23 protein-coding genes are annotated in these 25,166 nt (G+C 64.5%); 15 read left to right on the forward strand and 8 right to left on the reverse strand.

Features of this window, described 5'->3' with window-relative positions; translation table 11 throughout:
* Positions 1-39 precede the first annotated feature (39 nt).
* The 3 genes from UIB01_RS03780 (at position 40) to UIB01_RS03790 (ending at position 2,131) form a co-directional block, all read left to right on the forward strand.
* Positions 40-594, forward strand: coding sequence for a GNAT family N-acetyltransferase (locus UIB01_RS03780; RefSeq protein ID WP_038657017.1), 555 nt, complete (start codon positions 40-42; stop codon positions 592-594).
* Between the two features lie 74 nt (positions 595-668).
* A complete protein-coding gene (gene tesB, locus UIB01_RS03785) occupies positions 669-1,538 on the forward strand; it encodes an acyl-CoA thioesterase II (protein ID WP_038657019.1) in 870 nt (289 codons plus the stop codon).
* On the forward strand, positions 1,535-2,131 hold the full coding sequence (locus UIB01_RS03790; protein WP_038657021.1) for an HAD family hydrolase: 597 nt from the start codon (positions 1,535-1,537) through the stop codon (positions 2,129-2,131). The genes tesB and UIB01_RS03790 overlap by 4 nt, the downstream gene beginning before the upstream one ends.
* Positions 2,132-2,203: 72 nt before the next feature.
* Here UIB01_RS03790 and ypfJ read toward each other — a convergent pair whose 3' ends face one another.
* From ypfJ to UIB01_RS03805, 3 genes are all read right to left on the reverse strand, one after another.
* A complete protein-coding gene (gene ypfJ / locus UIB01_RS03795; protein ID WP_038657022.1) occupies positions 2,204-3,061 on the reverse strand; it encodes a KPN_02809 family neutral zinc metallopeptidase in 858 nt (285 codons plus the stop codon).
* 129 nt (positions 3,062-3,190) lie between these two features.
* Positions 3,191-3,625 (reverse strand): DUF411 domain-containing protein, encoded by a 435-nt coding sequence (locus UIB01_RS03800; protein WP_038657025.1) that lies wholly within the window; start codon positions 3,623-3,625, stop codon positions 3,191-3,193.
* A 117-nt stretch (positions 3,626-3,742) separates the two neighbouring features.
* Positions 3,743-4,486: a Crp/Fnr family transcriptional regulator gene (locus tag UIB01_RS03805; protein ID WP_038657027.1), complete on the reverse strand. Its 744-nt coding sequence runs from the start codon at positions 4,484-4,486 to the stop codon at positions 3,743-3,745.
* A gap of 228 nt (positions 4,487-4,714) precedes the next feature.
* Between UIB01_RS03805 and UIB01_RS03810 the strand changes: the two genes are divergently transcribed.
* Positions 4,715-5,254 carry a DUF4345 domain-containing protein gene (locus tag UIB01_RS03810; protein ID WP_038657029.1) on the forward strand — a complete coding sequence of 180 codons (540 nt, stop codon included), beginning with the start codon at positions 4,715-4,717 and terminating at the stop codon, positions 5,252-5,254.
* Positions 5,255-5,257: 3 nt separating this feature from the next.
* On the opposite strand, the gene UIB01_RS03815 is transcribed toward UIB01_RS03810, so the two are convergent.
* The 4 genes from UIB01_RS03815 to UIB01_RS03830 form a co-directional block, all read right to left on the reverse strand.
* Positions 5,258-5,953, reverse strand: a complete 696-nt coding sequence (locus UIB01_RS03815) for a Crp/Fnr family transcriptional regulator (RefSeq protein ID WP_080695046.1) — start codon at positions 5,951-5,953, stop codon at positions 5,258-5,260.
* Between the two features lie 96 nt (positions 5,954-6,049).
* A complete protein-coding gene (locus tag UIB01_RS03820; RefSeq protein WP_038657033.1) occupies positions 6,050-6,835 on the reverse strand; it encodes a type IV pili methyl-accepting chemotaxis transducer N-terminal domain-containing protein in 786 nt (261 codons plus the stop codon).
* Between the two features lie 174 nt (positions 6,836-7,009).
* Positions 7,010-7,618 carry a two-component system response regulator NarL gene (gene narL / locus UIB01_RS03825; protein ID WP_230585307.1) on the reverse strand — a complete coding sequence of 203 codons (609 nt, stop codon included), beginning with the start codon at positions 7,616-7,618 and terminating at the stop codon, positions 7,010-7,012.
* Positions 7,596-9,572, reverse strand: a complete 1,977-nt coding sequence (locus UIB01_RS03830) for an ATP-binding protein (protein ID WP_038657037.1) — start codon at positions 9,570-9,572, stop codon at positions 7,596-7,598. The genes narL and UIB01_RS03830 overlap by 23 nt, the downstream gene beginning before the upstream one ends.
* Before the next feature lie 267 nt (positions 9,573-9,839).
* Here UIB01_RS03830 and UIB01_RS03835 point away from each other — a divergent pair, with 267 nt between their 5' ends.
* The 11 genes from UIB01_RS03835 (at position 9,840) to UIB01_RS03885 (ending at position 24,528) form a co-directional block, all read left to right on the forward strand.
* Positions 9,840-11,441: an MFS transporter gene (locus UIB01_RS03835; RefSeq protein WP_038657039.1), complete on the forward strand. Its 1,602-nt coding sequence runs from the start codon at positions 9,840-9,842 to the stop codon at positions 11,439-11,441.
* Positions 11,442-11,456: 15 nt separating this feature from the next.
* Entirely contained in the window at positions 11,457-11,915 is a 459-nt protein-coding gene (locus UIB01_RS03840) for a universal stress protein (protein ID WP_038657041.1), read from the forward strand.
* A 14-nt stretch (positions 11,916-11,929) separates the two neighbouring features.
* Positions 11,930-13,417 (forward strand): MFS transporter, encoded by a 1,488-nt coding sequence (locus UIB01_RS03845; RefSeq protein ID WP_038657043.1) that lies wholly within the window; start codon positions 11,930-11,932, stop codon positions 13,415-13,417.
* Positions 13,418-13,522: 105 nt separating this feature from the next.
* Positions 13,523-17,278, forward strand: coding sequence for a nitrate reductase subunit alpha (locus UIB01_RS03850; protein ID WP_038657045.1), 3,756 nt, complete (start codon positions 13,523-13,525; stop codon positions 17,276-17,278).
* Positions 17,279-17,288: 10 nt separating this feature from the next.
* On the forward strand, positions 17,289-18,827 hold the full coding sequence (gene narH / locus UIB01_RS03855; protein WP_038657047.1) for a nitrate reductase subunit beta: 1,539 nt from the start codon (positions 17,289-17,291) through the stop codon (positions 18,825-18,827).
* A 3-nt stretch (positions 18,828-18,830) separates the two neighbouring features.
* Positions 18,831-19,586: a nitrate reductase molybdenum cofactor assembly chaperone gene (narJ, locus tag UIB01_RS03860; RefSeq protein WP_015278194.1), complete on the forward strand. Its 756-nt coding sequence runs from the start codon at positions 18,831-18,833 to the stop codon at positions 19,584-19,586.
* Positions 19,579-20,370 (forward strand): respiratory nitrate reductase subunit gamma, encoded by a 792-nt coding sequence (narI, locus tag UIB01_RS03865; RefSeq protein WP_003281657.1) that lies wholly within the window; start codon positions 19,579-19,581, stop codon positions 20,368-20,370. The genes narJ and narI overlap by 8 nt, the downstream gene beginning before the upstream one ends.
* Positions 20,371-20,451: 81 nt before the next feature.
* Positions 20,452-21,411 (forward strand): peptidylprolyl isomerase, encoded by a 960-nt coding sequence (locus UIB01_RS03870; RefSeq protein WP_038657051.1) that lies wholly within the window; start codon positions 20,452-20,454, stop codon positions 21,409-21,411.
* 108 nt (positions 21,412-21,519) lie between these two features.
* Entirely contained in the window at positions 21,520-22,509 is a 990-nt protein-coding gene (gene moaA, locus UIB01_RS03875; RefSeq protein ID WP_038657053.1) for a GTP 3',8-cyclase MoaA, read from the forward strand.
* Between the two features lie 244 nt (positions 22,510-22,753).
* Positions 22,754-23,299 carry a molybdenum cofactor biosynthesis protein B gene (gene moaB / locus UIB01_RS03880; protein WP_014821507.1) on the forward strand — a complete coding sequence of 182 codons (546 nt, stop codon included), beginning with the start codon at positions 22,754-22,756 and terminating at the stop codon, positions 23,297-23,299.
* Complete coding sequence (locus UIB01_RS03885) at positions 23,296-24,528, forward strand: molybdopterin molybdotransferase MoeA (RefSeq protein WP_038657057.1); 1,233 nt, start codon at positions 23,296-23,298, stop codon at positions 24,526-24,528. The genes moaB and UIB01_RS03885 overlap by 4 nt, the downstream gene beginning before the upstream one ends.
* Positions 24,529-24,582: 54 nt before the next feature.
* Here UIB01_RS03885 and UIB01_RS03890 read toward each other — a convergent pair whose 3' ends face one another.
* On the reverse strand, positions 24,583-25,134 hold the full coding sequence (locus UIB01_RS03890; protein WP_038657060.1) for a cytochrome b: 552 nt from the start codon (positions 25,132-25,134) through the stop codon (positions 24,583-24,585).
* Positions 25,135-25,166: the final 32 nt, after the last annotated feature.

The raw sequence follows: 25,166 nt of genomic DNA on the forward strand, positions 1-25,166 counted from the left end.
GTATGCAGGCTGGCCGTCGGAGCGCTCAAGGGAGCAAGGATGGTCGAACGAATCGCACTCGAGACGCCGCGGCTCAGGCTGCGCCACTGGCATGACGACGATCTCGAGTCGTTGGCGCGGCTATGTGCCGACCCGGAGGTGATGCGCTACTACCCGGCGCTGATGTCCCGTGACGACTGTGCGGCGCTGATGGTGCGCAGCCGATTGCACTTTGTCCGGCATGGTGTCGGCCTGTGGGCGCTGGAGCGCAAGGACAGCGACGCCTTCATCGGTTATTGCGGCCTCGCTTCGTGCGCTTTGCCTATGCCGTCACCTACGGTCGAACTGCTCTGGGCTGTGACCTGCGATCAGTGGGGGCAGGGGCTGGTCCACGAGGCTGCCAATGCCGTGCTGCAGTGTGCCTTCGATACGCTGGGTCTGGACGAGGTGGTGGCCTGCGCCGCGCAGCTCAACGAGCCGGCCAGGCAGCTACTGGAGGGGCTTGGCATGCGCCCGGAGCAGGCCACTGCGTTCGGCCATCCGGACCTCGTGCCCGAACACCCGCTGCATCCGCAGTTGCTGTACCGGCTACAGCGAGACGATTGGCGACAATAACCACTGTTACTGGAGCGATTTTGGCGAAATCCGTAACATGGCGCGCCTGCATGCCCCCTATGAAGGAAGCCGAAATGACTCAGATACTCGACGGCCTGGTCAACCTGCTGACCCTGGAACGCATCGAGGAGAACCTCTTCCGCGGCGCCAGCCAGGATCTCGGCTTTCCCCAGCTGTTCGGCGGCCAGGTACTCGGCCAGGTGATTTCCGCGGCGAGCCAGACGGTGACGCCGGAGCGCCATGTGCATTCGCTGCATGGCTACTTCCTGCGCCCGGGCGACTCGCACCAGCCGGTGGTGTACGACGTCGATCGCGTGCGCGATGGCGGCAGCTTCACCACGCGCCGGGTCAGCGCGATCCAGAAGGGGCAGACCATCTTTACCGGTATCGCCTCCTTCCAGGCCGAGGAGAGTGGCTACGAGCATCAGTTGCCGATGCCGGACGTGGTCGGGCCGGACGACCTGCCCAACGAATGGGAGCTGCTGCACAAGCTGTCGCCGATGGTGCCGGAGCGGGTGATGGAAAAGCTGCGCCGGCCCAAGCCCATCGAGATTCGTCCGGTCACTCTGATCGATCCGGCCAACCCGCAGCCGATCGAACCGGTACGCCACCTGTGGTTCCGCGCCGACGGCTCGCTGCCCGACAGCCCGGCGCTGCACAAATATTTGCTGGCCTACGCCTCGGACTTCAGTTTTATCGGTACCGCGCTGCAGCCCCACGGCGTCAGCTCGTGGAGCAAGTTCATCCAGCTCGCCAGCCTCGATCACGCTATCTGGTTCCACCGCGAGGTGAAGATGGACGACTGGCTGCTGTACTCCATCGACAGCCCCTGGGCCGGCAATGCGCGCGGTTTTGCCCGCGGCAGCATCTTCAATCGCCAGGGGCAGCTGGTTGCCTCGGTGGCGCAGGAAGGGCTGATCCGGGTGTGCGAGGACTGGATGTGAAGATCGCTGAGGTCCGTCACTGGGTATTTGACATGGACGGCACCCTAACCATCGCCGTACACGATTTCGCTGCCATCCGCCGCGCGCTGGAGATTCCCGAGGAAGACGACATCCTGCATCACCTGGCGGCATTGCCGGCGGACCAGGCTGCGGCCAAGCACGCCTGGCTGCTCGAACACGAGCGTGAACTGGCCTATGCGGCGCGTCCGGCAGAAGGCGCGCGCGAGCTGTTGCATGCCTTGCGCGAGCGCGGCTGCCGGCTCGGCGTGCTGACCCGCAATGCCCACGAGTTGGCCAGGGTGACCCTGGAAGCAGTCGGCATGGGCGACTGCTTTCTGCCTGAAGACATCCTCGGCCGCGACGAAGCGCCGCCCAAGCCGCACCCGGGCGGGCTGCTGCATTTGGCCGCACGTTGGGGCGTGGCGCCTTCGGCGATGCTGATGGTCGGCGACTACCGCTTCGACCTGGAATGCGCCCGGGCGGCTGGCGCGCGTGGCGTGCTGGTGAATGTGCCGCACAACGAATGGCCGGAGCTGGCCGATCTCTATGCCCCGGATTGCCGGGTGCTGCACGGCATGCTGGCCTCGGCTTGAAGGCGGGTTAGGCGCAAGTGGGACACTGCAGCGCTGCAGCGATTCGCAGCCAGCGTTTGCGTGTCCCGTTACCTACAGCCGCGCCGCCTTGAACGTGTCGCAGCGTGTCGGGTCGCCATGCTCGAAGCCGTCGCGGAACCAGCGTACCCGCTGCGCCGAAGTGCCGTGGGTGAAGGCGTCTGGCACCACGTGGCCCTGGCTGCGTTTCTGCAGATTGTCGTCACCAATGGCGTTGGCAGCGTTCAGCGCCTCTTCCAGGTCGCCTTCCTCCAGCCAATCGTGGCGTTGCTGCGCGTGATAGGCCCAGACCCCGGCAAAGCAATCGGCCTGCAGTTCCTGGCGCACCAGCAGGCCGTTGTCGCCTTCCATCTTCGCGCCGCGCTGGCGGGCGCCCTGCATCTGCTGGGAAACGCCGAGCAGGGTCTGCACGTGATGGCCGACTTCATGGGCGATCACGTACGCCTGGGCGAAGTCACCGGCGGCTGAGAAGCGCTGGGCCATTTCGTCGAAGAACTGCAGGTCGAGATAGACCTGCTGGTCGCCCGGACAGTAGAACGGGCCCACCGCCGAACTGGCGAAGCCGCAGGCCGAATTAACCCCTCCGCGAAACAGCACCAGTGTCGGGTCGCGATACTGCGCGCCGTGTTGCTGGAACAGGGCACGCCAGGTGTCTTCGGTGTCGCCGAGGATGGCCCGGACGAATTCGGTCTGTGGATCATCGCCGGCCGGACGCTGGCTTTGCTGGGTAACCGCAGGCCCGCTCTGGTTGGCCAACTGACCGAGAATCTGTAGCGGGTCCTGGCCGGAGAGCAGGCCGATGATCACCACGATGGCGATGCCGCCGAGGCCCAGGCCGCCGCCGAGGCGCATGCCGCTGCGGCCTCGGGCGTCCACTACGTTGTCGCTGCGTCGGGCTCGATTCCAGCGCATGAGTTGCCCCTCTAACGGTTTTGCGGTAGATCGCAGCCGCATCGAAGCGGCCGCTGCTTTCCACTCAGACCCGTTCGGCGCGAAAAAGCTGCAGGTGCAACTGCGGGCCTTGGCGATGGGGCGGATTGATCAGTTGCCCGGGTACTCGGAGAGCACGCTTTCCTTGCCCTGCTTGCTGACGCCGATGACCTTGAAGGCGTCCTTGCGTTCGCCCATTTCCATACCCGGTGAGCCGACCGGCATGCCCGGCACCGCGGCGCCGATCAGATCCGGCTGCGCACGCAGCTTGAGGATGTCGGCGGCCGGTACGTGGCCTTCGACGAACTTGCCGTCGATCACGCCGGTGTGACAGGAGCCGAGGCGGTGCGGGACGTTATGTTCCATTTTCACCGAGGTCATGTCGTTGACCACATGGTCGGTGACGGCAAAGCCGTTGTCTTCCAGGTGGTCGATCCAGGCTTCGCAGCAGCCGCAGTTGGGATCGCGGTAGACATCGATGGCTATGGGCTCGGCCGCCTGGGCAAAGCCGGCGAGCAGGACGGGTAGGAGAAGAAGGCGGCGCATAGGATTACTCCGGCAGGCGAGGAGGGAAGCATAGCGCTCGACCGGCAGCCGCCCCGGAATTCCTGCGTACCGCATGTTTCAGAGTGTGCAGGTTCCGACGGTCGGCGCCGGCTGGCATCAGCCGGCTTTGCGGAGTTCGGCGCGGCTATCCGAACGCATCGAACGGTAGCTCTGATCGGCCGAGTCGTGCAAAAAGGCTGCAAGCTTGCGCTGATCGAGTATATCGATACGCCGGCTCTGCATGCTGATCAGCCCGGCATCGGACAGACGATGCAGGATGCGCGAAAGCGTCTCCGGTTGAATGCCCAGTTTGGATGCGATCAGCCGCTTGGGTATGTCCAGCTCGACCACGCCGCTGGTGCCCTTCTGCCGAAGCATGAGGAAGCGCGCAACGCGATGGTTAGCGCTGGACGTAGCCAGGTTGTCGATGTCTTCCAGGCGCTGGTTGAGCCGCTCGCTCAGCCGGGTGAGCAACGCCGGTGCCAGTTGCGGGTAGCGCTTCAGCAAGTTGCGGTAGCTGGCGTTGTGTATCTGGATTACCAGCGAATCGCGCAGTGCCGTGGCGGTCAGCAGATGGCTCGGCCGCTTGTCGTACAGCAGCGTCTCGCCCAGTGCGCCGCCAGGACGCACGATGCCGAGGACATGCTCGTTGCCGTCGCTGCTATGGCGGTGCAATTTGAGCTGGCCATGCACGAGGATGAAGAAGTTCTGGGCGCTGTCGCCTTGGTAATAAAGGGTCTGACCGGCTTGCAGACGTCTGCTGCAGGTTGCCTGTTCAAGTTCGTCGAGTGCCGATTCCGGCAGCCCTTTGAAAAGAGGATGGTTGCAAAGCACGGCCAGGTGTGTGGACAGTTTGGACATGATCAGTTACCTCCGGCGTCGGATGCTAGTAAGTGGCCGGTAGGTGGTCGATTCTGCCGATGAGGTACTACTTTCGTAGAGATGGGAGGGGCTGCGAACAAGCTGGTCGTTGGGCGAGGCCGAGTGCATCGCTGGGGCGCCACTACGGCCGTATTCGAGCGAACCAAGTGCATTTGAAACAGTCTCTGACCTACCGGGATACCGAGTCGCACATCAGGAGAGTTTTCGATGCGTTTTGCCCGTTTGGTTCTGCTTGCGCAGGCGCTGGTGATGGCCAGCCTGAGCCTTGCTTACTGGCTCCGCCCCTACGAGATGGCCAATCTGAACGGCATGCTGCTGATGGAGAGCGCCTCGGTCAGTCATATGCGCGTCTACTACGGCGGGCTGCAGCTGGGCCTAGCGCTGTTTCTGCTCTGGGCAGCGCGGGCGCCGGAGCGAGCGCGACCCGCGTTGATGATGTTGATGATCACCATGACCGCGCTGGTTCTGGGCAGGCTGGTGTCGTTGTGGCTGGATGGCGGCGCGCTGGTCGGCTTCGACCTGGCTTCGCTGATCTACCGGATCTTCGCTGCCGCGCTGGCGGGTGTCGCCTGGCACCTCGTTCGCGAGCGTCCGGAACCTGAACCCGAGCGCATCGAGCCTGCCACGCGCCGACATGTCAGCGAAGCACCGAAACCTTTCCAGCTCGGCGAAGTGCCGCCGACACTCGCACCAACACCGGCCGAACCGGCAGCCCAACCCTTTCGTCGTGGCGATCCGTCCGAGTAGGGCTCAGGCAGCCGCTTCGAGATAGGCCGAGAGACTGTGCTGGTCGAGGATTTCGATGCGCCGACGCTGCACTGCGATCAGCCCTGCGTCGGTCAGGCGATGCAGGATGCGTGACAGGGTTTCCGGCTGGATGCCCAGCTGTGAGGCGATCAGGCGCTTGGGCAGGTCCAGATCGATCACGCCGCTGCGTGTCGCCTGCAACTCCTGAAACAGGTAGCGCACGACGCGCTGGCAGACATTCGACGAGGTCAGGTTGTCGATCTGGTGCAGCCGCTGGTCCAGCCGGTCGCTCAGGCTGCTGAGCAGCTGCATGCACAGTTGCGGCTGGGTTTCCAGCAAGCGCAGGTAGTGGCTGTTCTGCACGTTGAGCACCAGGCTTTCCTTGAGCGTGGTGGCGCTCAGCGGATGCTCGGGGAGCTTGTTGAACAGCAACGCCTCGGCGAAGGCTTCACCGGGGCGGACCACCTCGATGACCTTTTCCTGGCCGTCGCAAGTGATCCGGTGCAGCTTCACCTGGCCGTTGATCAGCACGTGAAAATGTTCAGCCGCATCACCCTGATGGAACAGCGTGCAGCCGGCGGGCAAACGCTTGACCGTGGTATGTGCCGCGATGTCCTGCAGAGCCCCTTCTGCCAGCCCACTGAACAGATGATGACGACGCAAGGTGTTGAGCACTGCGGAGCCCGTCAGCATGGCCATCCCCTTCCTTTTGATGGGGGCATGCTAGGTTGCACGGTGCCTCTATCCCATTTCTCCTAAGCCATACCTCTTTATGGGCAGGGGGGGTAGTCGCACTCAGCGCGCACTGCCGGCGAGGCGTTCGTAATCCAGCGTCAGTTGCTCGATCCTGCGCAGCAGCGAGTCGCTGGTAGTGACGATTACCGTCGGTACGTAGCGTGAATCCTCCGCCAGGCTGAAACCGGCACGGGCGAAGCGCCACTGGGCGGCGATCTGTTCGAGCTGGTGGTTGATCGTTTCGCTGTTCTGCGGTGCCTTGTTCAGCTCCTCCAGGCCGCGCTCGAATTCCGCGACGGCGGCGTTGAAGTCCTCCCGCAGACGCTGCTCCGGCAGCTTCCAGCTCATGGCCAGGTAGAGCATGGCGATGCGCTGGGTGAGCATGCGCTGCCGTCCGCTGCGGTTCACCAGTCGCGCCGCCTGGTTGCCACTGTGGCGTTCGATCTCCTGAACCAGGGCTTCGCTCTGGGCGAGAAAACGCTCGGCAAGGCGCAGCAGTTCGGCGGACTGCTCGCGATCCGGGCGGGTGAGCGCCAGTTGGCGGTACTGGCTCCAGGTCTGGGCGGCCTCGCCGAGTGCCTTGCGGATACCGTCATTCGGCGCATAGGCATCCAGCAGCTGAGCGTTTTCCTCGATGCTGGCGATGCTGCTGTCGAGCTGGCTGGCGGCGAGGTCGACACGAGTATCGGTGCCGATCATCAGGTAGTTCTTGGCGATGCGCTGGCTGAGCATGCGTTGCATGCCGGCACGGTTGACCGCCTCGGCGTCGCTAATGGCGGCCTGGCAGGAAAGGCTGCCGGCGAGCAGGCCGAGCAGCAGTGAGGCAGGTAGCAGGATCTTGAACATGGGCGCTCCTTACGTCCGGGCGGGGCGCGATGCTGACTGTGCAGTCAGCTCGGCGAGGACGAGACGATAGAGCGCTTCACTGCGATGGCATTGATGATCGTCAAGGGCTTACCGCCGTTGCCGGGAGTTGGGGCTTGGCGCACAGAAACGCGGCAGCGGTCGGCGGCGGCGGGGTCAGCCTTTCGCCTCGTTTTCCAGTACCCAGACTGCCGCCTCGACCCGCGACCGTAGGCCGAGCTTATGCAGCAGGTTCTTTACGTGGACCTTGACCGTGCCCTCGGTGATGCCGAGCTTGCGCGCGATCATCTTGTTGCTCTGGCCCTTGGCGATCTGGCGCAGCACTTCTTTTTCGCGCTTGGTCAGGCTGGAGAATTGCACCTGTCCGGATGGCTTCGGGCGCACCCGGATCGCCTCGGCGAGCACCTGGGTCAGTTCCGGACTCAGGGCCATGCGCCCGGTGGCGGCAATGCGGATCTGCTCGATCAGCTGATCGGCGTCCATGTCCTTGAGCAGGTAGCCGTCGGCACCGTTGCGCAGGGCTTCGAGCACATGGCTCTGTTCGTCGGACACGGTGAACATGACGATGCGTGCGTCGATATCGGCATCGCGCATGCGCCGGGTGGTCTCCAGGCCATCGATGCCCGGCATGTTGAGATCCATGAGGATCAGGTCGGGTTCGATCTGCAGCGCCAGGCTGATGGCGTCTTCGCCGTTACCGGCCTCGCCGATCAGCTCGAGGTCGTCTTCCAGCTCCAGCAGGTCACGCAGACCCCGACGCATCATGGGATGGTCGTCGACCAGCAGGATTCGGGTGGTTGTCCCTTCGTTCATGCGTGACAGGCTCCTGTATCAGGGGAATGTGGCGATAGGCGGGCGGGAAGCGGAGATGGACGGAGGTACCGCCGCCCGGTCGCAATCCGATGCTGATGCTGCCATTCAGGCTGTTGGCGCGTTCGCGCAGGATGATCAGGCCGTAGTGGCCGGCGCGCTGTTCCTCGGCACTGATGCCGATGCCGTCGTCCTCGATCTTCACATGGATGGTACCGATCTCGTCCTGGGTCAGCTTCAGCCAGCAGTGATCGGCCTCGGCATGCTTGACCACGTTGCTCAGGGCTTCACGGATGATCTGCAGGCAATGCACCTCCTCGTTGGGGGTGAGCGGGCAGTGGTCCAGGCGAAAGTCGTTCTCGATGTGCAGGCCGGAGTTGGCGCTGAACTCCTCGACGGTTGCCAGCAGGGCCGGTTTCAGCCCCGGCTCGTTGACCTTGATGCGGAAGGTGGTGAGCAGCTCGCGCAACTGGCGATATGCCGAATTCAGGCCGCGGTCGATTTGCTGCACGCTGTCGTCCAGCTGCGCCTGACTGCTTTCCTTCTGCATCAACCGCTTGAGGCGTGCCAGCTGCAGCTTCTGCGCCGACAGCGCCTGGGCCAGTGAATCGTGCAGCTCGCGGGCGATCACCGCCCGCTCCTCCATCAGCGCCAGACGCGCCTGCTTCTGGCCCAGCTGCGCCAGGCTCAGCGACGCGGCGAAGAGGTCGGCGAGCGTGGTCAGCAGCAGCTGCTGCCAGGACTCCAGCGACTCGCCGGCCGGATGCGCGACGCGCAGCGAGCCGAGATCGTCCTGCCCGGAGCGCAGCTCGAAAGTGACCAGCTCTTCACCGCTGGGCAGCAGCCCGCTCTGGTTGACTGGGCACACCTCGCACTGCGGCAGCTTGCAGTACTCCGGCGGTTGCAGGTCGTTCGAGGTCATCGCGGTGTGGCTGCCGGTCTCGGCGGTGCGGTTCAGGCACAGCGAGATCGGGCCGGTGCCGAGGATCTGCTGCACCTTCGCCAGCAGCGAGCCCATCATCTGTGACGGGTCATCCGGCTGGCTGTAGAGCATTCGCGCGCTGTTGAACAGCAGTTGCAGGGTGGCGTTGCTGCGGGTGAGGGCAGCGGTCTTGTCGTCGACCTTCTGCTCCATTTCAGCGTAAAGCCCGGCCAGCTCCTGGCTCATCTGATTCAGCGTGCGGGCCAGCAGGCTCAGCTCGGTGTCGCCGGGTATCTGCACCTGGCCGCTGAAGTCGCCCTTGCCGATATCGCGGGCCATCTTGGTCAGGCTGCGCAGCGGCGTGGCCAGGTTGTTGTGCAGCCCGTAGACCAGCACGAAGGCGATCAGCACGATGATGAACAGGGTGCCGGCCTGCAGCGCGCGGATGACGCCAAGCTTGCCCTCGGATGCTTCCTGCAGGGTGCGCACGAAGACGTCCAACTCGCTGACGAATTCCGGAGCTTCGCGGCGGTAATCATCGACCAGTGCCGGTTGCCTATCCAGCAGGGGACGCATGCGCTCTTCCCAGTGCTGCAGCACGCCCGCATGCAGGCCCGGCAGGGCAGAGCTGCCGTGACGATGCAGGGCCGAACGCAACGACGCCGAGCGCAGCGTGCTCTCGAGGGTTTCGATCCGCTCGGCGAGCAACGTCTGCGGCCCGTGTTCGGCAGTGAATGCCAGCCGGTAGGCCTGCATTCGCAAGCTACCGGCCTGATTGATCGCCTCGGCATCGCCTTCCAGTGCATCGGCCAGGTAAAGGCTTGCAAGCATGCTGATCAGCGAGAAGCCGATGATCACGACGAACGCTACCAGCGTGTTGAACACGATCGAGTGGCGGGTGGAGAGCTGATCGCTATCGGATTGAGGCATGGGCGGCTCGTCGGTCGGCGGTGCCTCATTCTGCGCCTTGTGGCATTCGCTTGCCATGGTGAGGGGGGTACTCCCAATGCTTTTGGGGCTATGTCTGGTCGGCTGACGTGTAGTGTTGTCAGTTCTTAAGTTATTGATAAGTAGAGTTTTTTATTGAGTAAACCGGAATAGCCCGAAAGAGGTAGAAAGGCACCCCAAAGCAAATTGCCACCGGTCGTGTATTGATCTGAGTCAAATTCGGGACGGTCCCCTCCGCTTAGCGTGCGAGCCATTCCTGATCCCGCTGCCTTTGCAAGCAGGGTCCTGGCGCCAAGAGGATCGACCATGAGCAATATCGAAAAGTGGGACGTGGAGGACCAGACGTTCTGGGACACCACCGGCAAGCGGATCGCCAATCGCAATCTCTGGATATCCATCCCGAGTCTGCTGATGGGCTTCGCCATCTGGCTGATGTGGGGCATCGTCACGGTGCAGATGCTCAACCTGGGCTTTCCCTTCGAGCCCGCTGAGCTGTTCACCCTGACCGCCATCGCCGGCCTCACGGGCGCCACGCTGCGCATTCCGGCGTCGTTCATGATCCGCATCGCCGGCGGACGTAACACCATCTTCCTGACCACCGCACTGCTGATGATCCCGGCCGCGGGTGCCGGTCTCGCCTTGCAGAGCCAGGACACGCCGCTGTGGGTCTTCCAGCTGCTGGCTTTCCTCTCCGGCATCGGCGGCGGCAACTTCGCCTGCTCCATGAGCAACATCAGCACCTTCTTTCCGAAGAATCAGCAGGGCTTGGCTCTAGGCCTGAACGCCGGCCTGGGCAACTTCGGCGTCACCACCATGCAGATCCTGATCCCGCTGGTGATGACCGCCGGCGTGTTCGGCGCCGTGGCCGGAGCGCCGATGGAACTGCTCAAGGACAGCGGTACGCTGATCGGCAAGATTCCCGCCGGCACCGACACCTGGATTCAAAACGCCGGTTGGGTATGGCTGTTGTTCCTGATTCCGCTGGCCTTCGCCGGTTGGAAGGGCATGAACAACCTGCTGGTGATTTCGCCGACTCCGGGTTACCCGCTGAACGCCTTCGGCAAGATCCTTGGCCTCTACGCCGTGGCCTTCGTTGCCGCTGCGGTCGGGCTGTACCTCTACCTGCCGGCGCCCATCGGCCTGGGCGTGCTGAACATGTGGGGCGTGATGCTGCTCACCATCGGCCTGACCCTCGGCATGCTGCGCATGCTGCCAGGTAGCATCAAGCCAAACATCAAGCGCCAGTTCACCATCTTCCGGGACAAGCACACCTGGTCGATGAGCATCCTCTACATCCTGACCTTCGGCTCCTTCATCGGCTTCTCCATGGCGCTGCCGCTGTCGATCACGGTGATCTTCGGCTTCATGAACGAGGTCGGCGCCGATGGCGTGGTGACTCGTGTCGCCAATCAGAATGCGCCGAGCGCCCTGACATACGCCTGGATCGGCCCCTTCGTCGGTGCCCTGATCCGTCCGCTGGGCGGCTGGATCTCCGACAAGGTCGGCGGCTCCATCGTCACCCAGGTGATCTCGGTGGTCATGGTCGGCGCCTCGGTCGCGGCCGGCTATGTGATGCATCAGGCCTACGCTTCGGCCCAGCCTGAAGAGTTCTTCTTCCTGTTCTTGGTGCTGTTCCTGGTGCTGTTCGCCGCCAGCGGCATCGGCAACGGCTCCACCTTCCGCACCATCGGCGTGATCTACGACCGCGAGAAGGCCGGTCCGGTACTCGGCTGGACTTCCGCTGTCGCCGCCTACGGCTCCTTCGTCGCCCCGATCGTGATCGGCGAGCAGGTCAAGGCCGGCACCCCCGAGGTGGCCATGTACGGCTTCGCGGTGTTCTACGCGCTGTGCCTGGTCCTCAACTGGTGGTTCTACCTACGCCCCAACGCCTACGTGAAGAACCCCTGAGTCTGGAGTGCCGCCATGAAGATCATGATTGCCTACGACAACTCGCGTAACGCCAGGAAAGCCCTGGACGCCACCCTCGACATGTTCGGCCCGCTCAAGCCGCTGATCATGCTCATCGGCGTGGTGGAAGAAACCCGCGACACCAGCGATTCAGCCGTCGAGCTCTACGAGCGCGAGCGCAACGAGTTCCGCGGTTTCCTGCAGGAGGCGGCTGACAAGGTCAGCGCCTTCGGCCTGGATGCCGACGTGATCCTCGCCGAAGGCGACGCCCGCAAGATGATTCTCAAAGCAGCCGAGCACAAGAAGCCCGACCTGCTGGTGATTGCGCGGCATTCCAACGAACCGGACGGCGGCTTCATTTCCCGCTCGCTGAATCTGTTGGTCGACGAGCTCGACTACATGACCTTCGGCAGCGTCAGCGCATTCCTGGCCCGCCGGGCGCCTTGCCCGGTCCTGATCCAAGCCTGCCCCTGAGTGAGGAGCTCAACATGAGAGTTTCTACGCTGTTCGAATGGAAGCGCCCCGAGATCCGTGCCCTGCATCTGACCTGGATCGCCTTCTACATCTGCTTCTTCGTCTGGTTCGGCATGGCGCCGCTGGCCTCGAGCATGCTGAAAAGCGTGAACTGGCTGACGCCCGAGGACCTCAAGCTGTTTGCCATCGCCAACGTGGCGCTGACCATCCCGGCGCGCATCCTGGTCGGCATGGCGCTCGACCATTGGGGCCCGCGCCGGGTGTTCTCGGTGCTGCTGGTGGTGATGGCTGCGCCTGCGCTGTTCTTCGCCTTCGGTGACAGTCGCACCCAGCTGCTGGTGTCGCGCCTGATCCTCAGCTCCATCGGTGCCAGCTTCGTGGTCGGTATCCACATGACCGCCATGTGGTTCAAGCCCAAGGACATCGGTTTTGCCGAAGGCTTCTACGCCGGTTGGGGCAACTTCGGTTCCGCGGCCGCTGCCATGAGCCTGCCAGCCATTGCCATCCACGCCTTCGGCGGTCCGGAAGGCTGGCGCTGGGCGATCGCCAGCTCGGCGATCATCATGGCCGTCTACGGCGTGTACTACTGGTTCGCGCTCACCGATGGCCCGGTCGGCACCATCCACCGCAAGCCGCACAAGGCCAGCGCGCTGGAAGTCAGCACCTGGGCCGACATGATCAAGCTGATCATCTGGACCATCCCCATGGTCGGCGTGCTCGGCATCCTGGTCTGGCGCATCGAGGGCCTGGGCTACCTGGGCTCCACCGGCGCGCTGATCTGCTATGCGGTGATCGCCCTGGTGGTGATCTTCCAAGTGGTGCAGATCCTGCGGGTCAACGTGCCGATCCTGAAGAAGGGCGTGCCGGAAGACGACAAGTACCCCTTCAACACCGTGGCCGCGCTGAACTCCACCTACTTCGCCAACTTCGGTGCGGAGCTGGCGGTGGTCTCGATGCTGCCGATGTTCTTCGAGCAGACCTGGGGCCTGACACCGACCACCGCCGGCATCATCGCCGCCTCCTTCGCCTTCGTGAACCTGGTGGCGCGGCCCATGGGTGGCCTGGTCTCCGACCGCTTCGGCAATCGCCGCTTCGTCATGCTGGCCTACATGTTCGGTATCGCCGTCGGCTTCCTGCTGATGGGGCTGATGAACTCCAAGTGGCCGCTGATCGTCGCCGTGGCGATCACCGTGCTCTGCTCGGTCTTCGTTCAGGGTGCCGAGGGCGCGACCTTCGGGATCATCCCGTCGATCAAGCGCCGGGTGACCGGGCAGATCTCCGGCATGGCCGGGGCCTACGGCAACGTCGGTGCCGTCTGCTACCTGACCCTGTTCACCTTCGTGACCCCCTCGCAGTTCTTCATGGTGATTGCCGCCGGTGCCTTCGTCAGCTTCGGGCTCTGCCTGCTCTGGCTGAAGGAGCCCGAGGGCGCGTTCTCCGATGAGTACTACGTATCCAGCGTCGACCGGGAGCTGGAGGCCCGCCAGAAGCTCGCGTCCTGACGTTTCAACGAATGAATGCGCCAGCCACATCGGCTGGCGCAAGCCGAGATTGATAAGCCGACCGGTCGGGCCAGTGGTTCGCAACCGGAGTGAGGAGAGAAACCAATGAGCCACTTGCTCGATCAACTGCGCTTCTTCAACAGGAAGCAAGGCGAGTTCGCCGATGGTCATGGCGAAACCCGCATCGAATCCCGCGACTGGGAGAACGTCTACCGCTCGCGCTGGCAGTACGACAAGATCGTGCGGTCCACCCACGGGGTGAACTGCACTGGATCATGCTCCTGGAAGATCTACGTGAAGAACGGCCTGATCACCTGGGAAACCCAGCAGACCGATTACCCGCGCACCCGCAACGACCTGCCCAACCACGAGCCGCGCGGCTGCCCGCGCGGGGCCAGCTACAGCTGGTACATCTACAGCGCCAACCGCCTGAAGTACCCCAAGGTGCGCAAGCCGCTGCTCAAGCTGTGGCGCGAAGCGCGGCGCAACATGTCCCCAGTGGACGCCTGGGCCAGCATCGTCGAAGACAAGGCCAAGGCCGAGTCCTACAAGAGCAAGCGCGGCATGGGCGGCTTCATCCGCTCGAGCTGGGAAGAAGTCAACGAGATCATCGCCGCGGCCAACGTTTACACGGTCAAGCAGTACGGTCCGGACCGCGTCATCGGCTTCTCGCCGATCCCGGCCATGTCGATGGTTTCCTACGCCGCAGGTTCCCGTTACCTGTCGCTGATCGGTGGTGTGTGCCTGTCGTTCTACGACTGGTACTGCGACCTGCCGCCGGCCTCGCCGCAGATCTGGGGCGAGCAGACCGACGTGCCGGAATCGGCCGACTGGTACAACTCCAACTACATCATCGCCTGGGGCTCCAACGTCCCGCAGACCCGTACGCCGGATGCGCACTTCTTCACCGAGGTCCGCTACAAGGGCACCAAGACCGTTGCCATCACCCCGGACTACGCCGAAGTCGCCAAGCTCACCGACCTCTGGCTCAACCCGAAGCAGGGCACCGACGCCGCGCTGGCCCAGGCCTTCGCCCACGTCATCTTCAAGGAATTCCACCTCGAGAAGCCGAGCGAGTACTTCCGCGACTACGCCAAGCGCTACACCGACCTGCCGGTGCTGGTGCGCCTGAACGAGAAGGACGGCAGCTACATCGCCGACCGCTTCCTGCGCGCCTCCGATCTGGCCGACAACCTCGGTCAGGAAAACAACCCCGAGTGGAAGACCATCGCCGTCGACGGCAGCACTGGCGAGCTGGTTTCGCCGCTGGGTTCGATCGGCTACCGCTGGGGCGAGAAGGGCAAGTGGAACATCGAAGCCCGCGAAGGCAAGGACGGCCGTGATGTAGACCTGAGCCTGAGCCAGATCGATGGTGGCGAAACGGCCGAGGTCGCCTTCCCGTACTTCGGCGGCATCATGCATGAGCACTTCCAGCACGCCGAAGGCGAAAGCATCCAGTTGCGCCGCGTGCCGGTCCGTACCATCACCCTGGCCGATGGCAGCACCACCAAGGTCGCCACCGTGTTCGACCTGATGGCCGCCAACCTGGGCATCGACCGTGGTCTGGGTGGCAGCAACGTCGCCTCCAGCTACGACGACGCCAGCGTGCCCGGCACCCCGGCCTGGCAGGAAGTCATCACTGGCGTCTCGCGCGAGAAGGCGATCCAGATCGCCCGTGAATTCGCCGACAACGCCGACAAGACCCATGGCCGTTCCATGATCATCGTCGGTGCGGCGATGAACCACTGGTACCACATGGACATGAACTACCGCGGCCTGATCAACATGCTGATGTTGTGCGGTTGCGTGGGGCAGACCGGTGGTGGCTGGGCGCACTACGTCGGTCAGGAAAAGCTGCGTCCGCAGTGCGGCTGGCTGCCGCTGGCCTTCGGCCTCGACTGGAGCCGTCCGCCGCGCCAGATGAACGGCACCAGCTTCTTCTACAACCACAGCTCGCAGTGGCGCCACGAGAAGATGAGCATCCACGAAGTGCTCTCGCCGCTGGCCGACAAGTCGCAGTTCCCCGAGCACATGCTCGACTACAACATCCGCGCCGAGCGCGCCGGCTGGCTGCCGAGCGCACCGCAGCTCAACCGCAACCCGCTGCAGATCTGCCGTGACGCCGAAGCGGCCGGCATGTCGCCGGTCGACTACGTCACCCAGTCGCTGAAGGACGGTTCGCTGAAGTTCGCCTGCGAGCAGCCGGACAACCCGGATAACTTCCCGCGCAACATGTTCGTCTGGCGTTCCAACCTCTTGGGCAGCTCGGGCAAGGGCCACGAGTACATGCTCAAGTACCTCCTGGGCACCAAGAACGGCGTGATGAACGAGGATCTCGGCAAGCGCGACGGCTTCAAGCCGCTCGAAGCCGAATGGCAGGACGAGGGCGCCATCGGCAAGCTCGACCTGGTCACCACCCTCGACTTCCGTATGTCCTCGACCTGCGTGTATTCCGACATCGTCCTGCCGACCGCGACCTGGTACGAGAAGGACGACATGAACACCTCGGACATGCACCCCTTCATCCACCCGCTGTCGGCAGCCATCGACCCGGCCTGGGAAGCGCGTTCCGACTGGGAGATCTACAAGGGCATCGCCAAGGCGTTCTCGAAGATGGCCGAAGGTCATCTGGGCGTGGAGAAGGATCTGGTCACCGTGCCGCTGCTGCACGACAGTCCCGGCGAACTGGCCCAGCCGTTCGGCGGCACCGACTGGAAGACCGCTGGCGTCGATCCGCAGCCGGGCAAGAACTGCCCGAACATGGCGGTGGTCGAGCGCGACTATCCGGCCACCTACAAAAAGTTCACCTCCCTCGGCCCGCTGCTCGACAAGCTCGGCAACGGCGGCAAGGGCATCAACTGGAACACCCAGGATGAAGTCGATTTCCTCGGCGAGCTGAACTACAAGGTGCGCGAGGAGGGCGTCAGCCAAGGGCGTCCGCAGATCGAGTCGGCCATCGACGCCGCCGAGGTAATCCTCAGCCTGGCTCCGGAAACCAACGGTCACGTCGCCGTGAAGGCCTGGGCCGCGCTGTCGGAATTCACCGGCCGCGACCACAGCCACCTGGCGCTGCCGAAGGAGCACGAGGCGATCCGCTTCCGTGACATCCAGGCGCAGCCGCGCAAGATCATCTCCAGCCCGACCTGGTCGGGCCTGGAAGACGAGCATGTGTCGTACAACGCCGGCTACACCAACGTCCACGAGTACATCCCGTGGCGCACCATCACCGGTCGCCAGCAGTTCTTCCAGGATCACCCCTGGATGCAGGCCTTCGGTGAGCAGCTGATGAGCTACCGGCCGCCGATCAACACCCGCACCATCGATTACGTGAAGGGCAAGAAGAGCAACGGCAACCCCGAGATCGTCCTGAACTGGATCACCCCGCACCAGAAGTGGGGCATCCACAGCACCTACTCGGACAACCTGATCATGCTCACCCTGAGCCGTGGTGGCCCGATCGTGTGGATGTCCGAAGTCGATGCCAAGAAGGCCGGCATCGAGGACAACGACTGGATCGAGTGCTTCAACGCCAACGGTGCCCTGACCGCCCGTGCGGTGGTCAGCCAGCGCGTGATGGAAGGCATGGTGATGATGTACCACGCCCAGGAACGCATCGTGAACGTGCCCGGCAGCGAGACCACCAAGACCCGCGGCGGCCACCACAACTCGGTGACCCGCGTGGTGCTCAAGCCCACCCACATGATCGGCGGTTACGCCCAGCAGGCGTACGGCTTCAACTACTACGGCACCGTGGGTTGCAACCGTGACGAGTTCGTCGTGGTACGCAAGATGGCCAAGGTCGACTGGCTCGACGGCCCGAACGGCAACGACCTGCCGCAACCCCTGCCGCAAGACATCTGAGGAATAGGCCATGAAGATTCGTTCACAAGTGGGCATGGTCCTGAACCTGGACAAGTGCATCGGCTGCCACACCTGCTCGATCACCTGCAAGAACGTCTGGACCAGCCGCGAAGGCATGGAATACGCCTGGTTCAACAACGTCGAGAGCAAGCCTGGCATCGGCTACCCGAAAGAGTGGGAGAACCAGGACAAGTGGAAGGGCGGCTGGGTGCGCAATGGCGATGGCACCATCAATCCGCGTATCGGTGGCAAGTTCCGCGTGTTGGCGAACATCTTCGCCAACCCGGACCTGCCGACCATCGATGACTACTACGAGCCGTTCGACTTCGACTACCAGAACCTGCACACCGCGCCGATCTCCGATCACCAGCCGGTTGCACGTCCGCGCTCGCTGATCTCCGGTCAGCGCATGGAGAAGATCGAGTGGGGCCCGAACTGGGAAGAAATTCTCGGTACCGAGTTCGCCAAGCGTCGCAAGGACAAGAACTTCGACAACATCCAGGCGGACATCTACGGGCAGTACGAAAACACCTTCATGATGTACCTGCCGCGCCTGTGCGAGCACTGCCTGAACCCGACCTGCGCCGCGTCCTGCCCGAGCGGTGCGATCTACAAGCGCGAGGAGGACGGCATCGTCCTCATCGACCAGGAGAAGTGCCGCGGCTGGCGCATGTGCATCAGCGGCTGCCCGTACAAGAAGATCTACTTCAACTGGAAGAGCGGCAAATCCGAGAAGTGCATCTTCTGCTTCCCGCGCATCGAGGCCGGCATGCCGACCGTCTGTGCCGAGACCTGCGTAGGCCGCATCCGCTACCTCGGCGTGCTGCTGTACGACGCCGACCGCATCCATGAAGTGGCCAGCACCGTCAACGAGCAGGACCTGTACGCCAAGCAACTGGAGATCTTCCTCGATCCGTTCGATCCGAAGGTCATCGAGCAGGCGCTCAACGACGGCGTACCGATGTCGGTGATCGAAGCTGCGCAGAAGTCGCCGGTCTACAAGATGGCGGTCGACTGGAAGCTGGCCCTGCCGCTGCACCCGGAATACCGCACGCTGCCGATGGTGTGGTACGTGCCGCCGCTGTCGCCGATCCAGAACGCTGCCAGCGCCGGTCACGTCAGCATGGACGGCGTGCTGCCGGACGTCGACAGCCTGCGCATCCCGCTGCGTTACCTGGCCAACCTGCTTACCGCAGGTGACGAGGAGCCGGTCAAGCTGGCGCTCAAGCGCATGCTCGCCATGCGCGCCTACAAGCGCGCCGAGCAGGTCGATGGCGTGCAGGACCTCAAGGTGCTGGAGAGTGTCGGTCTGTCGGTGGCCCAGGTGGAGGACATGTACCGCTACCTGGCCATCGCCAACTACGAAGACCGCTACGTGATCCCGACCGCGCACCGCGAAGAGGCGATGAGCGACGCCTTCGCCGAGCGCTCCGGTTGCGGCTTCAGTTTCGGCAGCGGCTGCTCGGGCGCCTCGGACACCAACATGTTCGGTGCCAAGAAGGCCAACCGCCGCGACATCATCAAGACCGTCCAGCTGTGGGAGGACTGAGCCATGCGCATCCTTAAAGTGATTTCCCTGCTGCTGGACTACCCCGACCAGCACCTGCGCGACGGCCATGCCGAACTGGCCCAGGCCATCGGCTCGGCCCGCGAGATCAGCCCGGAGCAGCGCATCGCGCTGCGCCGCCTGCTCGACGAGCTGACCGAAGACGACCTGATGGACGTGCAGGAGCGCTACACCGACCTGTTCGACCGTGGCCGTTCACTCTCGCTGCTGCTGTTCGAACACGTGCATGGCGAGTCCCGCGACCGCGGCCAGGCGATGGTCGACCTGATGGCGCAGTACACCGAGGCCGGTTTCGACATCGGCGTACGCGAGCTGCCGGATTACATCCCGCTGTACCTCGAGTATCTCGCCACCCGCGATGACCTCGAGGCCCGCGAGGGTCTGGCCGACGTGTCGCACCTGCTGGCTCTGCTGGCAGCGCGTCTGCAGGAACGCGAGAGCCCGCATGCCGCGTGCTTCCGTGCGCTGCTGCAGATCGCCGGCGAGCCGGTGCAGGAAACCCTGGCCAGCCTGCAGGAGCAGGTTGCCGCCGAGGAGCGCGACGACTCGCTGGAAGCGCTGGACAAGATCTGGGAGGAGGAACAGGTCAACTTCCTCCAGGCCGAGCAGCAGGATCGCTGCCCATCCATGCCGAGCGGGCCGGGCAAGGCTCGCGAGGAAAGCCCGGTGCCGCTGCACTGGACCGATTTCAAGCATGACGGGCAGGCCGCCGCGCTCGCCCAGGAGGTGCGCAATGTCTAACTTCAATTTCCTGCTGTTCGGGGTCTACCCCTACATCGCCCTGGCCATTTGCCTGATCGGCAGCTGGGCGCGTTTCGACCTTTCGCAGTACAGCTGGAAGGCCGGTTCCAGCCAGATGCTGTCGAACAACCGCATGCGCCTGGCGAGCAACCTGTTCCACGTCGGCATCATCTTCATCCTGGCCGGTCACTTCGTCGGTCTGCTGATGCCCGAGGCGCTGTACCACTCGTTCATCACCAGCGGCCAGAAGCAGATCGTGGCGATGGTCTCCGGTGGCTTCTTCGGCATCCTCTGCCTGATCGGCCTGGTGATGCTGATTCATCGCCGTCTGACCGATGCCCGTGTGCGTGCCACCTCCAACACCAGCGACATCATGATCCTCTTCGTGCTGCTGGCGCAGCTGGTGCTGGGTCTGCTGACCATCGTCGCCTCTACCGGCCATCTGGACGGTTCGGTGATGGTCCTGCTGGGTACCTGGGCGCAGAGCCTGGTCACCCTGCAGCCGGTCAAGGCCGCAGGCGCCATCGAGTCGGTCAGTGTCATCTACAAGCTGCACGTGTTCCTCGGTATGACCCTGTTCGTGCTGTTCCCCTTCACTCGTCTGGTGCACATCGTCAGTGCCCCGGTGTGGTACCTGGGCCGGCGCTACCAGATCGTCCGCCAGAAGGGCGTCAAGCCAAGCGTGCCGCGCCCGCAGCGTCCGCGCACCTACGAAGCCCCGGCCCGCGAAACTGCCGTGCCGACCGCTGTGCCTGCCACGGCAAAGAGCAAGACCCCGGTATGACCCTCGCCGGCTGACGCCCCGTGCGTCAGCCGTCCTGGCCGATCGGATCGAAGGTTCAAGCGTCTTATCGAGGTAATCATCATGGGTTGTGGATGCGGTGGTAGCACAGGTGGAAGCGGCGGCTGCGGTGGCGGCGCGCGTCCGGAAATCGAAGTGCCGGCAGATGCACCTCTGTTCGAGGAGCTGCCGCACGAGGAAGACAGCGAGCCGGCTGCCGAGCAGGCGTCCGGTGAACCGCTGCTGATTGCCAGCAGCGAACAGGAATGGCCGCGGGTGCGGGTCAATGGGGTGGCGATCGCCTCCCAGGCCATCGCCCAGGAGCTGCAGTACCACCCGGCCGAAAGCCGCGAAGAGGCCGTCTACCTGGCGACCCAGGCGCTGGTGCTGCGCGAGTTGCTGCAGCAGCGCATCGGCGAGCTGGGCCTGGTGGTGCAGGCGACAGCCGGCGAGAGCGAGGAGGAGGCGGCCACCCGCACGCTGATCGAGCAGGAAGTGCCGCTGCCGCTGGCGGACGAGGCGGCCTGCCGGCAGTACTACAGCGGCAATCAGCAGCGCTTCTTCAGCGCACCGTTGCTGGCTGCGCGGCACATCTTGCTGGCCTGTCCGGCGGATGACGCCGAGGCGCGCAGCCTGGCTCGCGAACAGGCGCAGGGCCTGATCGCCGAACTGCAGGTCGCGCCGCAACGCTTCGCCGAACTGGCGCTGCAGCATTCGGCTTGCCCGTCGAAGGCGCAGGGCGGCGCGCTGGGCCAGATCAGCAAGGGCCAGACGGTGCCGGAGTTCGAGCGCCAGCTGTTCCGTCTGCCGGTCGGCCTGTGCACGCAGCCGCTGGAAAGCCGTTACGGCTATCACCTGGTGTTCGTTGATCAGCGCATCGAAGGCGAGCAGCTGCCCTACGAGGTAGTCGCCGGTTCGATTCGCGCCGAACTCAATCAGCGTGTCTGGCAGATTGGTGTCAGCCAGTACCTGCAGAACCTGGTGGGTGCGGCGAACATCGAAGGCATCCATATGCAGGGCGCGGAAACGCCACTGATGCAATAACGGCGGCTTGGCCCTGCGCCGGGTGGATGGGGTTTCACCACCCACCGCGCGGGCCCTCGGTGGATGAATAAGCGTCATCCACCCTACGAGGCTTCAGAGGTGTTATCGATGACTCAACTACGCGATGCCCACAACCGCCAGATCGACTACCTGCGCATGTCGGTGACCGACCGCTGCGACTTCCGCTGCGTCTACTGCATGGCCGAGGACATGACCTTCCTGCCGCGCCAGCAGGTGCTCGGTCTGGAGGAGTTGGAGCGCATCGCGCGGATCTTCGTCGGCCTCGGGGTGAAGAAGATTCGCCTCACCGGCGGCGAGCCGCTGGTGCGCCAGGGCATCGTCGGGTTGTGCGAGCGCATTGCTGCACTGCCCGGCCTGCGTGAGCTGGTGATGACCACCAATGGCTCGCAGCTGGTCAAGCTTGCAGCACCGCTGGCGCGCGCCGGGGTCAAGCGGCTGAACATCAGCCTGGATAGCCTAGATGCCGCCAAATTCCACGCCATCACCCGCACCGGTCAGCTGCAGCAGGTCCTCGATGGCATCGACGCGGCACGGGACGCCGGCTTCGAGCGGATCAAGCTCAATGCCGTGGTGATGAAGGGCCGCAACGCCGAGGAGGTCGCCGACCTGGTGGACTTCGCCATCGCCGGTGGGCTCGACCTGAGCTTTATCGAGGAAATGCCGCTGGGTGACGTCGGCCGTTCGCGTGGTGAGAGTTTCTGCTCCAGCGACGAAGTACGTGCGCTGATCGCCGAGCGCCATGCGCTGATCGATTCGGCCGAGCAGAGCGGCGGCCCGGCGCGCTACGTGCGCCTGGCGGACCATCCGCAGACGCGCATCGGCTTTATCTCGCCGCATTCGCACAACTTCTGCGCCACCTGCAACCGTGTGCGGCTGACGGTAGAGGGGCGCCTGCTGCTGTGCCTGGGCCACGAGAATTCCATCGATCTGCGCGCACTGCTGCGCCGCCATCCGACCAGCGACCAGCCGGTGATCGACGCGATCCACGCCGCGCTGCAACGCAAACCGCTGCGCCATGAATTCTCCAGCAGCGGCGAGGTTCAGGTGTTGCGCTTCATGAATGCCAGTGGTGGTTGAGGCGGGCGCCGGCATGGGCTACGAGTCAACCGTCTAATTCGCTACCATCGACCGGCATCCCCGGTTTGACCCACGTGCCCAGCTGCCGCAGCCGGGCCTTGTCGCAGAGCCAGGTCGCACAATCGCCTGCAGCGTTGTCAGACCTCATGGCACCCGTGCCGCGCGGACATACCTCCAATGGGGAATGGGTTCGCATACGGCGCCGGTGCAGCCTGCGCACACATCTTCAAGGGAGTTTCGAGCCATGGCTCACCTGTCCAACACCGAATTCCAGCCCCTGAGCATTGCGGTGCTCACGGTGAGCGACACCCGCAACATCGATTCCGATACCTCCGGCCAGGCGCTGATCGACGGCCTGCAGAGCGCCGGCCATACCCTGGCCGAACGGGCTATCGTCAAGGACGATATCTGGCAGATCCGCGCCCGCGTCTGCAGCTGGATTGCCAGCGAGAACGTGCAGGTCGTGCTGATCACCGGGGGTACCGGTTTCACCGCCCGCGACAACACTCCGCAGGCGGTACAGCCGCTGCTGGACAAGGACGTCGACGGCTTCGGCGAGCTGTTCCGCTACGTTTCGCTGGGCGAGATCGGCACCTCCACCGTGCAGTCCCGCGCGCTGGCCGGCATGAGCAACGGCACCCTGGTCTGCTGCCTGCCGGGCTCGACCAACGCCTGCCGCACCGCCTGGAACAAGATCCTCGTCGAGCAGCTGGACAGCCGCACCAAGCCCTGCAATTTCGTCCCCCACCTCAAGGCCAGCGCAGTCGAATACTGCGGGCCACGCTCATGAGCGCCTGCGGCTGTGATACCGGCGGGCTGAAGCCGGTTGACGAGGCCATCGCCGAGCTGCTGGCACGGGTGCCGGCGCCGCCTGCGGTGGAAGAGGTCGCGCTGCGCGATGCTCTCGGTCGCGTGCTCGCCGAACCGCTGGATGCGAGCTTTCCGGTGCCGCCCTGGGACAACAGCGCGATGGACGGCTACGCCCTGCGCGCGGCCGATCTGCCGGCCGAGGGCGGTGCGCTGCCACTTGCCGGGCGCATCGCCGCCGGCGATGCCGCCAGTCAGCAGCTGCCGGCCGGGCATGCGGTGCGCATTTTCACTGGCGCGCCTTTGCCGCCGGGCGCGGACGCCGTGGTGGCGCAGGAAAACTGCCGTATCGAAGGCGATCGCATCTGGCTGCCGGCGGTGAACGCCGGTGACAACGTGCGCTGCCTGGGTGAGGAAACCGCGGCTGGCGAGCGTCTGATCGACGCCGGCAAGCGTCTGCGCCCGCAGGAGCTCGGCCTGCTGGCGACCTTCGGCGTGGCGCGGGTGAAGTTGTACCGGCGTCTGCGCGTGGCGCTGCTGTCCAGCGGCAACGAACTGCGCGAGCCGGGCGAGCCGCTGGGCGCCGGGCAGATCTACAACTCCAACCGCTACAGCCTGCTCGGCGTGTTGCAGAGCCTCGGCTGCGAGGTGCACGACTACCCGATCCTGATCGACGATCTGGGCGCCAGCCGCGACGCGCTGGCCGATGCGGCGAGCCGCTTCGACCTGATCATCACCTCGGGCGGTGTTTCGGTGGGTGAGGAGGATCACCTTAAGCAGGCGATTCGCGAATTGGGCGAGCTGCACCTGTGGCGCCTGGCGATCCAGCCGGGCAAGCCGCTGGCCTTCGGCGAAGTCAACGGCACGCCGTGGATCGGCCTGCCCGGCAACCCGGCGGCGGCGCTGGTCACCTCGCTGGTGGTGGCGCGGCCGTTCCTGCTGCGCGCCCAGGGCTGCACGCAGGTCGAGGTCACGCCGCTGCGCCTGCCGGCCGGCTTCGCCTGGCGCAAGGCCAACGTGCGCCAGCAGTTCCTGCGCGCGCGGCTCGAAGCGGTCGATGGCCGGCTCGAGGTGCGTCTGTTCCCACGCCAGGGTTCGGCCATGCTGACCTCCGCGACTTGGGCCGACGGCCTGGCCATCGTCGAATGCCAGCGCACCCTGGCCGAAGGCGAGCTGGTGCAGTACCTGCCGTTCAGCGAACTGCTCGGCTGAGACACGACAACGCCCGGCCGATGCGAGTCGGCCGGGCGTTTTCGCGTCTGCGCTTCAGGCCTGACGATGGCGCGGCAGCATGCGCTGCAGGGTGCCGTCGCGGCGCACGTATTGGTGGAACAGTGCGGCCACCGCATGCAGGCCAATCAGCCAGTAGCCGGCCACCGCCACGGCCTCGTGCAGCTCCTTGACCTGGCCGGCGAGCTTCTGGTTGGCGCCGATCAGCGCCGGCAGCTCGAGGCCGAAGAAGGGAATCGGCTTGTCCGCCGCGCTCAGGGTCAGCCAACCGAGCAGCGGCAGGCCGATCATCAGCCCGTACAGCGCCAGGTGCATCAACTTGGCCAGGGCATGTTCCCAACCCGCGCCGGCAAGCGCCCGCGGTGCCGGGTGTAGCCAGCGCGCGATCAGGCGCAGCCAGACCAGCGCGAACACCGTCATGCCGAGCATGAAGTGCCAGTGCTTGAGCAGCTCGCGCGGCTCGCTGCCCTTGGGGAAATTGCCCTTGAGTTCGATGGTGGCGTAAACCGCCGCGATCAACAGCAGCATCAGCCAGTGCAAGGCGATGGACAGTCGCCCGTATCCCGCCGCACCCGTTCTATCGTTCATTTCACCTACTCCGCGTGTGGTTAACGTGGCGA

The sequence above is a fragment of the Stutzerimonas decontaminans genome (assembly GCF_000661915.1).
Taxonomy (GTDB): domain Bacteria; phylum Pseudomonadota; class Gammaproteobacteria; order Pseudomonadales; family Pseudomonadaceae; genus Stutzerimonas; species Stutzerimonas decontaminans.

What these genes read in the sequence shown, in the direction of transcription:
- UIB01_RS03830 (WP_038657037.1), bottom strand. Translation starts at nt 9,572, where the DNA reads ATGGCAAGCGAATGCCACAAGGCGCAGAATGAGGCACCGCCGACCGAC.
- UIB01_RS03820 (WP_038657033.1), bottom strand. Translation starts at nt 6,835, where the DNA reads ATGTTCAAGATCCTGCTACCTGCCTCACTGCTGCTCGGCCTGCTCGCC.
- UIB01_RS03835 (WP_038657039.1), top strand. Translation starts at nt 9,840, where the DNA reads ATGAGCAATATCGAAAAGTGGGACGTGGAGGACCAGACGTTCTGGGAC.
- UIB01_RS03805 (WP_038657027.1), bottom strand. Translation starts at nt 4,486, where the DNA reads ATGTCCAAACTGTCCACACACCTGGCCGTGCTTTGCAACCATCCTCTT.
- UIB01_RS03845 (WP_038657043.1), top strand. Translation starts at nt 11,930, where the DNA reads ATGAGAGTTTCTACGCTGTTCGAATGGAAGCGCCCCGAGATCCGTGCC.
- narI (WP_003281657.1), top strand. Translation starts at nt 19,579, where the DNA reads ATGTCTAACTTCAATTTCCTGCTGTTCGGGGTCTACCCCTACATCGCC.
- UIB01_RS03850 (WP_038657045.1), top strand. Translation starts at nt 13,523, where the DNA reads ATGAGCCACTTGCTCGATCAACTGCGCTTCTTCAACAGGAAGCAAGGC.
- ypfJ (WP_038657022.1), bottom strand. Translation starts at nt 3,061, where the DNA reads ATGCGCTGGAATCGAGCCCGACGCAGCGACAACGTAGTGGACGCCCGA.
- narJ (WP_015278194.1), top strand. Translation starts at nt 18,831, where the DNA reads ATGCGCATCCTTAAAGTGATTTCCCTGCTGCTGGACTACCCCGACCAG.
- tesB (WP_038657019.1), top strand. Translation starts at nt 669, where the DNA reads ATGACTCAGATACTCGACGGCCTGGTCAACCTGCTGACCCTGGAACGC.
- UIB01_RS03780 (WP_038657017.1), top strand. Translation starts at nt 40, where the DNA reads ATGGTCGAACGAATCGCACTCGAGACGCCGCGGCTCAGGCTGCGCCAC.
- moaA (WP_038657053.1), top strand. Translation starts at nt 21,520, where the DNA reads ATGACTCAACTACGCGATGCCCACAACCGCCAGATCGACTACCTGCGC.
- UIB01_RS03815 (WP_080695046.1), bottom strand. Translation starts at nt 5,953, where the DNA reads ATGGCCATGCTGACGGGCTCCGCAGTGCTCAACACCTTGCGTCGTCAT.
- UIB01_RS03840 (WP_038657041.1), top strand. Translation starts at nt 11,457, where the DNA reads ATGAAGATCATGATTGCCTACGACAACTCGCGTAACGCCAGGAAAGCC.
- UIB01_RS03885 (WP_038657057.1), top strand. Translation starts at nt 23,296, where the DNA reads ATGAGCGCCTGCGGCTGTGATACCGGCGGGCTGAAGCCGGTTGACGAG.
- UIB01_RS03870 (WP_038657051.1), top strand. Translation starts at nt 20,452, where the DNA reads ATGGGTTGTGGATGCGGTGGTAGCACAGGTGGAAGCGGCGGCTGCGGT.
- UIB01_RS03800 (WP_038657025.1), bottom strand. Translation starts at nt 3,625, where the DNA reads ATGCGCCGCCTTCTTCTCCTACCCGTCCTGCTCGCCGGCTTTGCCCAG.
- narL (WP_230585307.1), bottom strand. Translation starts at nt 7,618, where the DNA reads ATGATGCGTCGGGGTCTGCGTGACCTGCTGGAGCTGGAAGACGACCTC.
- moaB (WP_014821507.1), top strand. Translation starts at nt 22,754, where the DNA reads ATGGCTCACCTGTCCAACACCGAATTCCAGCCCCTGAGCATTGCGGTG.
- UIB01_RS03810 (WP_038657029.1), top strand. Translation starts at nt 4,715, where the DNA reads ATGCGTTTTGCCCGTTTGGTTCTGCTTGCGCAGGCGCTGGTGATGGCC.
- narH (WP_038657047.1), top strand. Translation starts at nt 17,289, where the DNA reads ATGAAGATTCGTTCACAAGTGGGCATGGTCCTGAACCTGGACAAGTGC.
- UIB01_RS03890 (WP_038657060.1), bottom strand. Translation starts at nt 25,134, where the DNA reads ATGAACGATAGAACGGGTGCGGCGGGATACGGGCGACTGTCCATCGCC.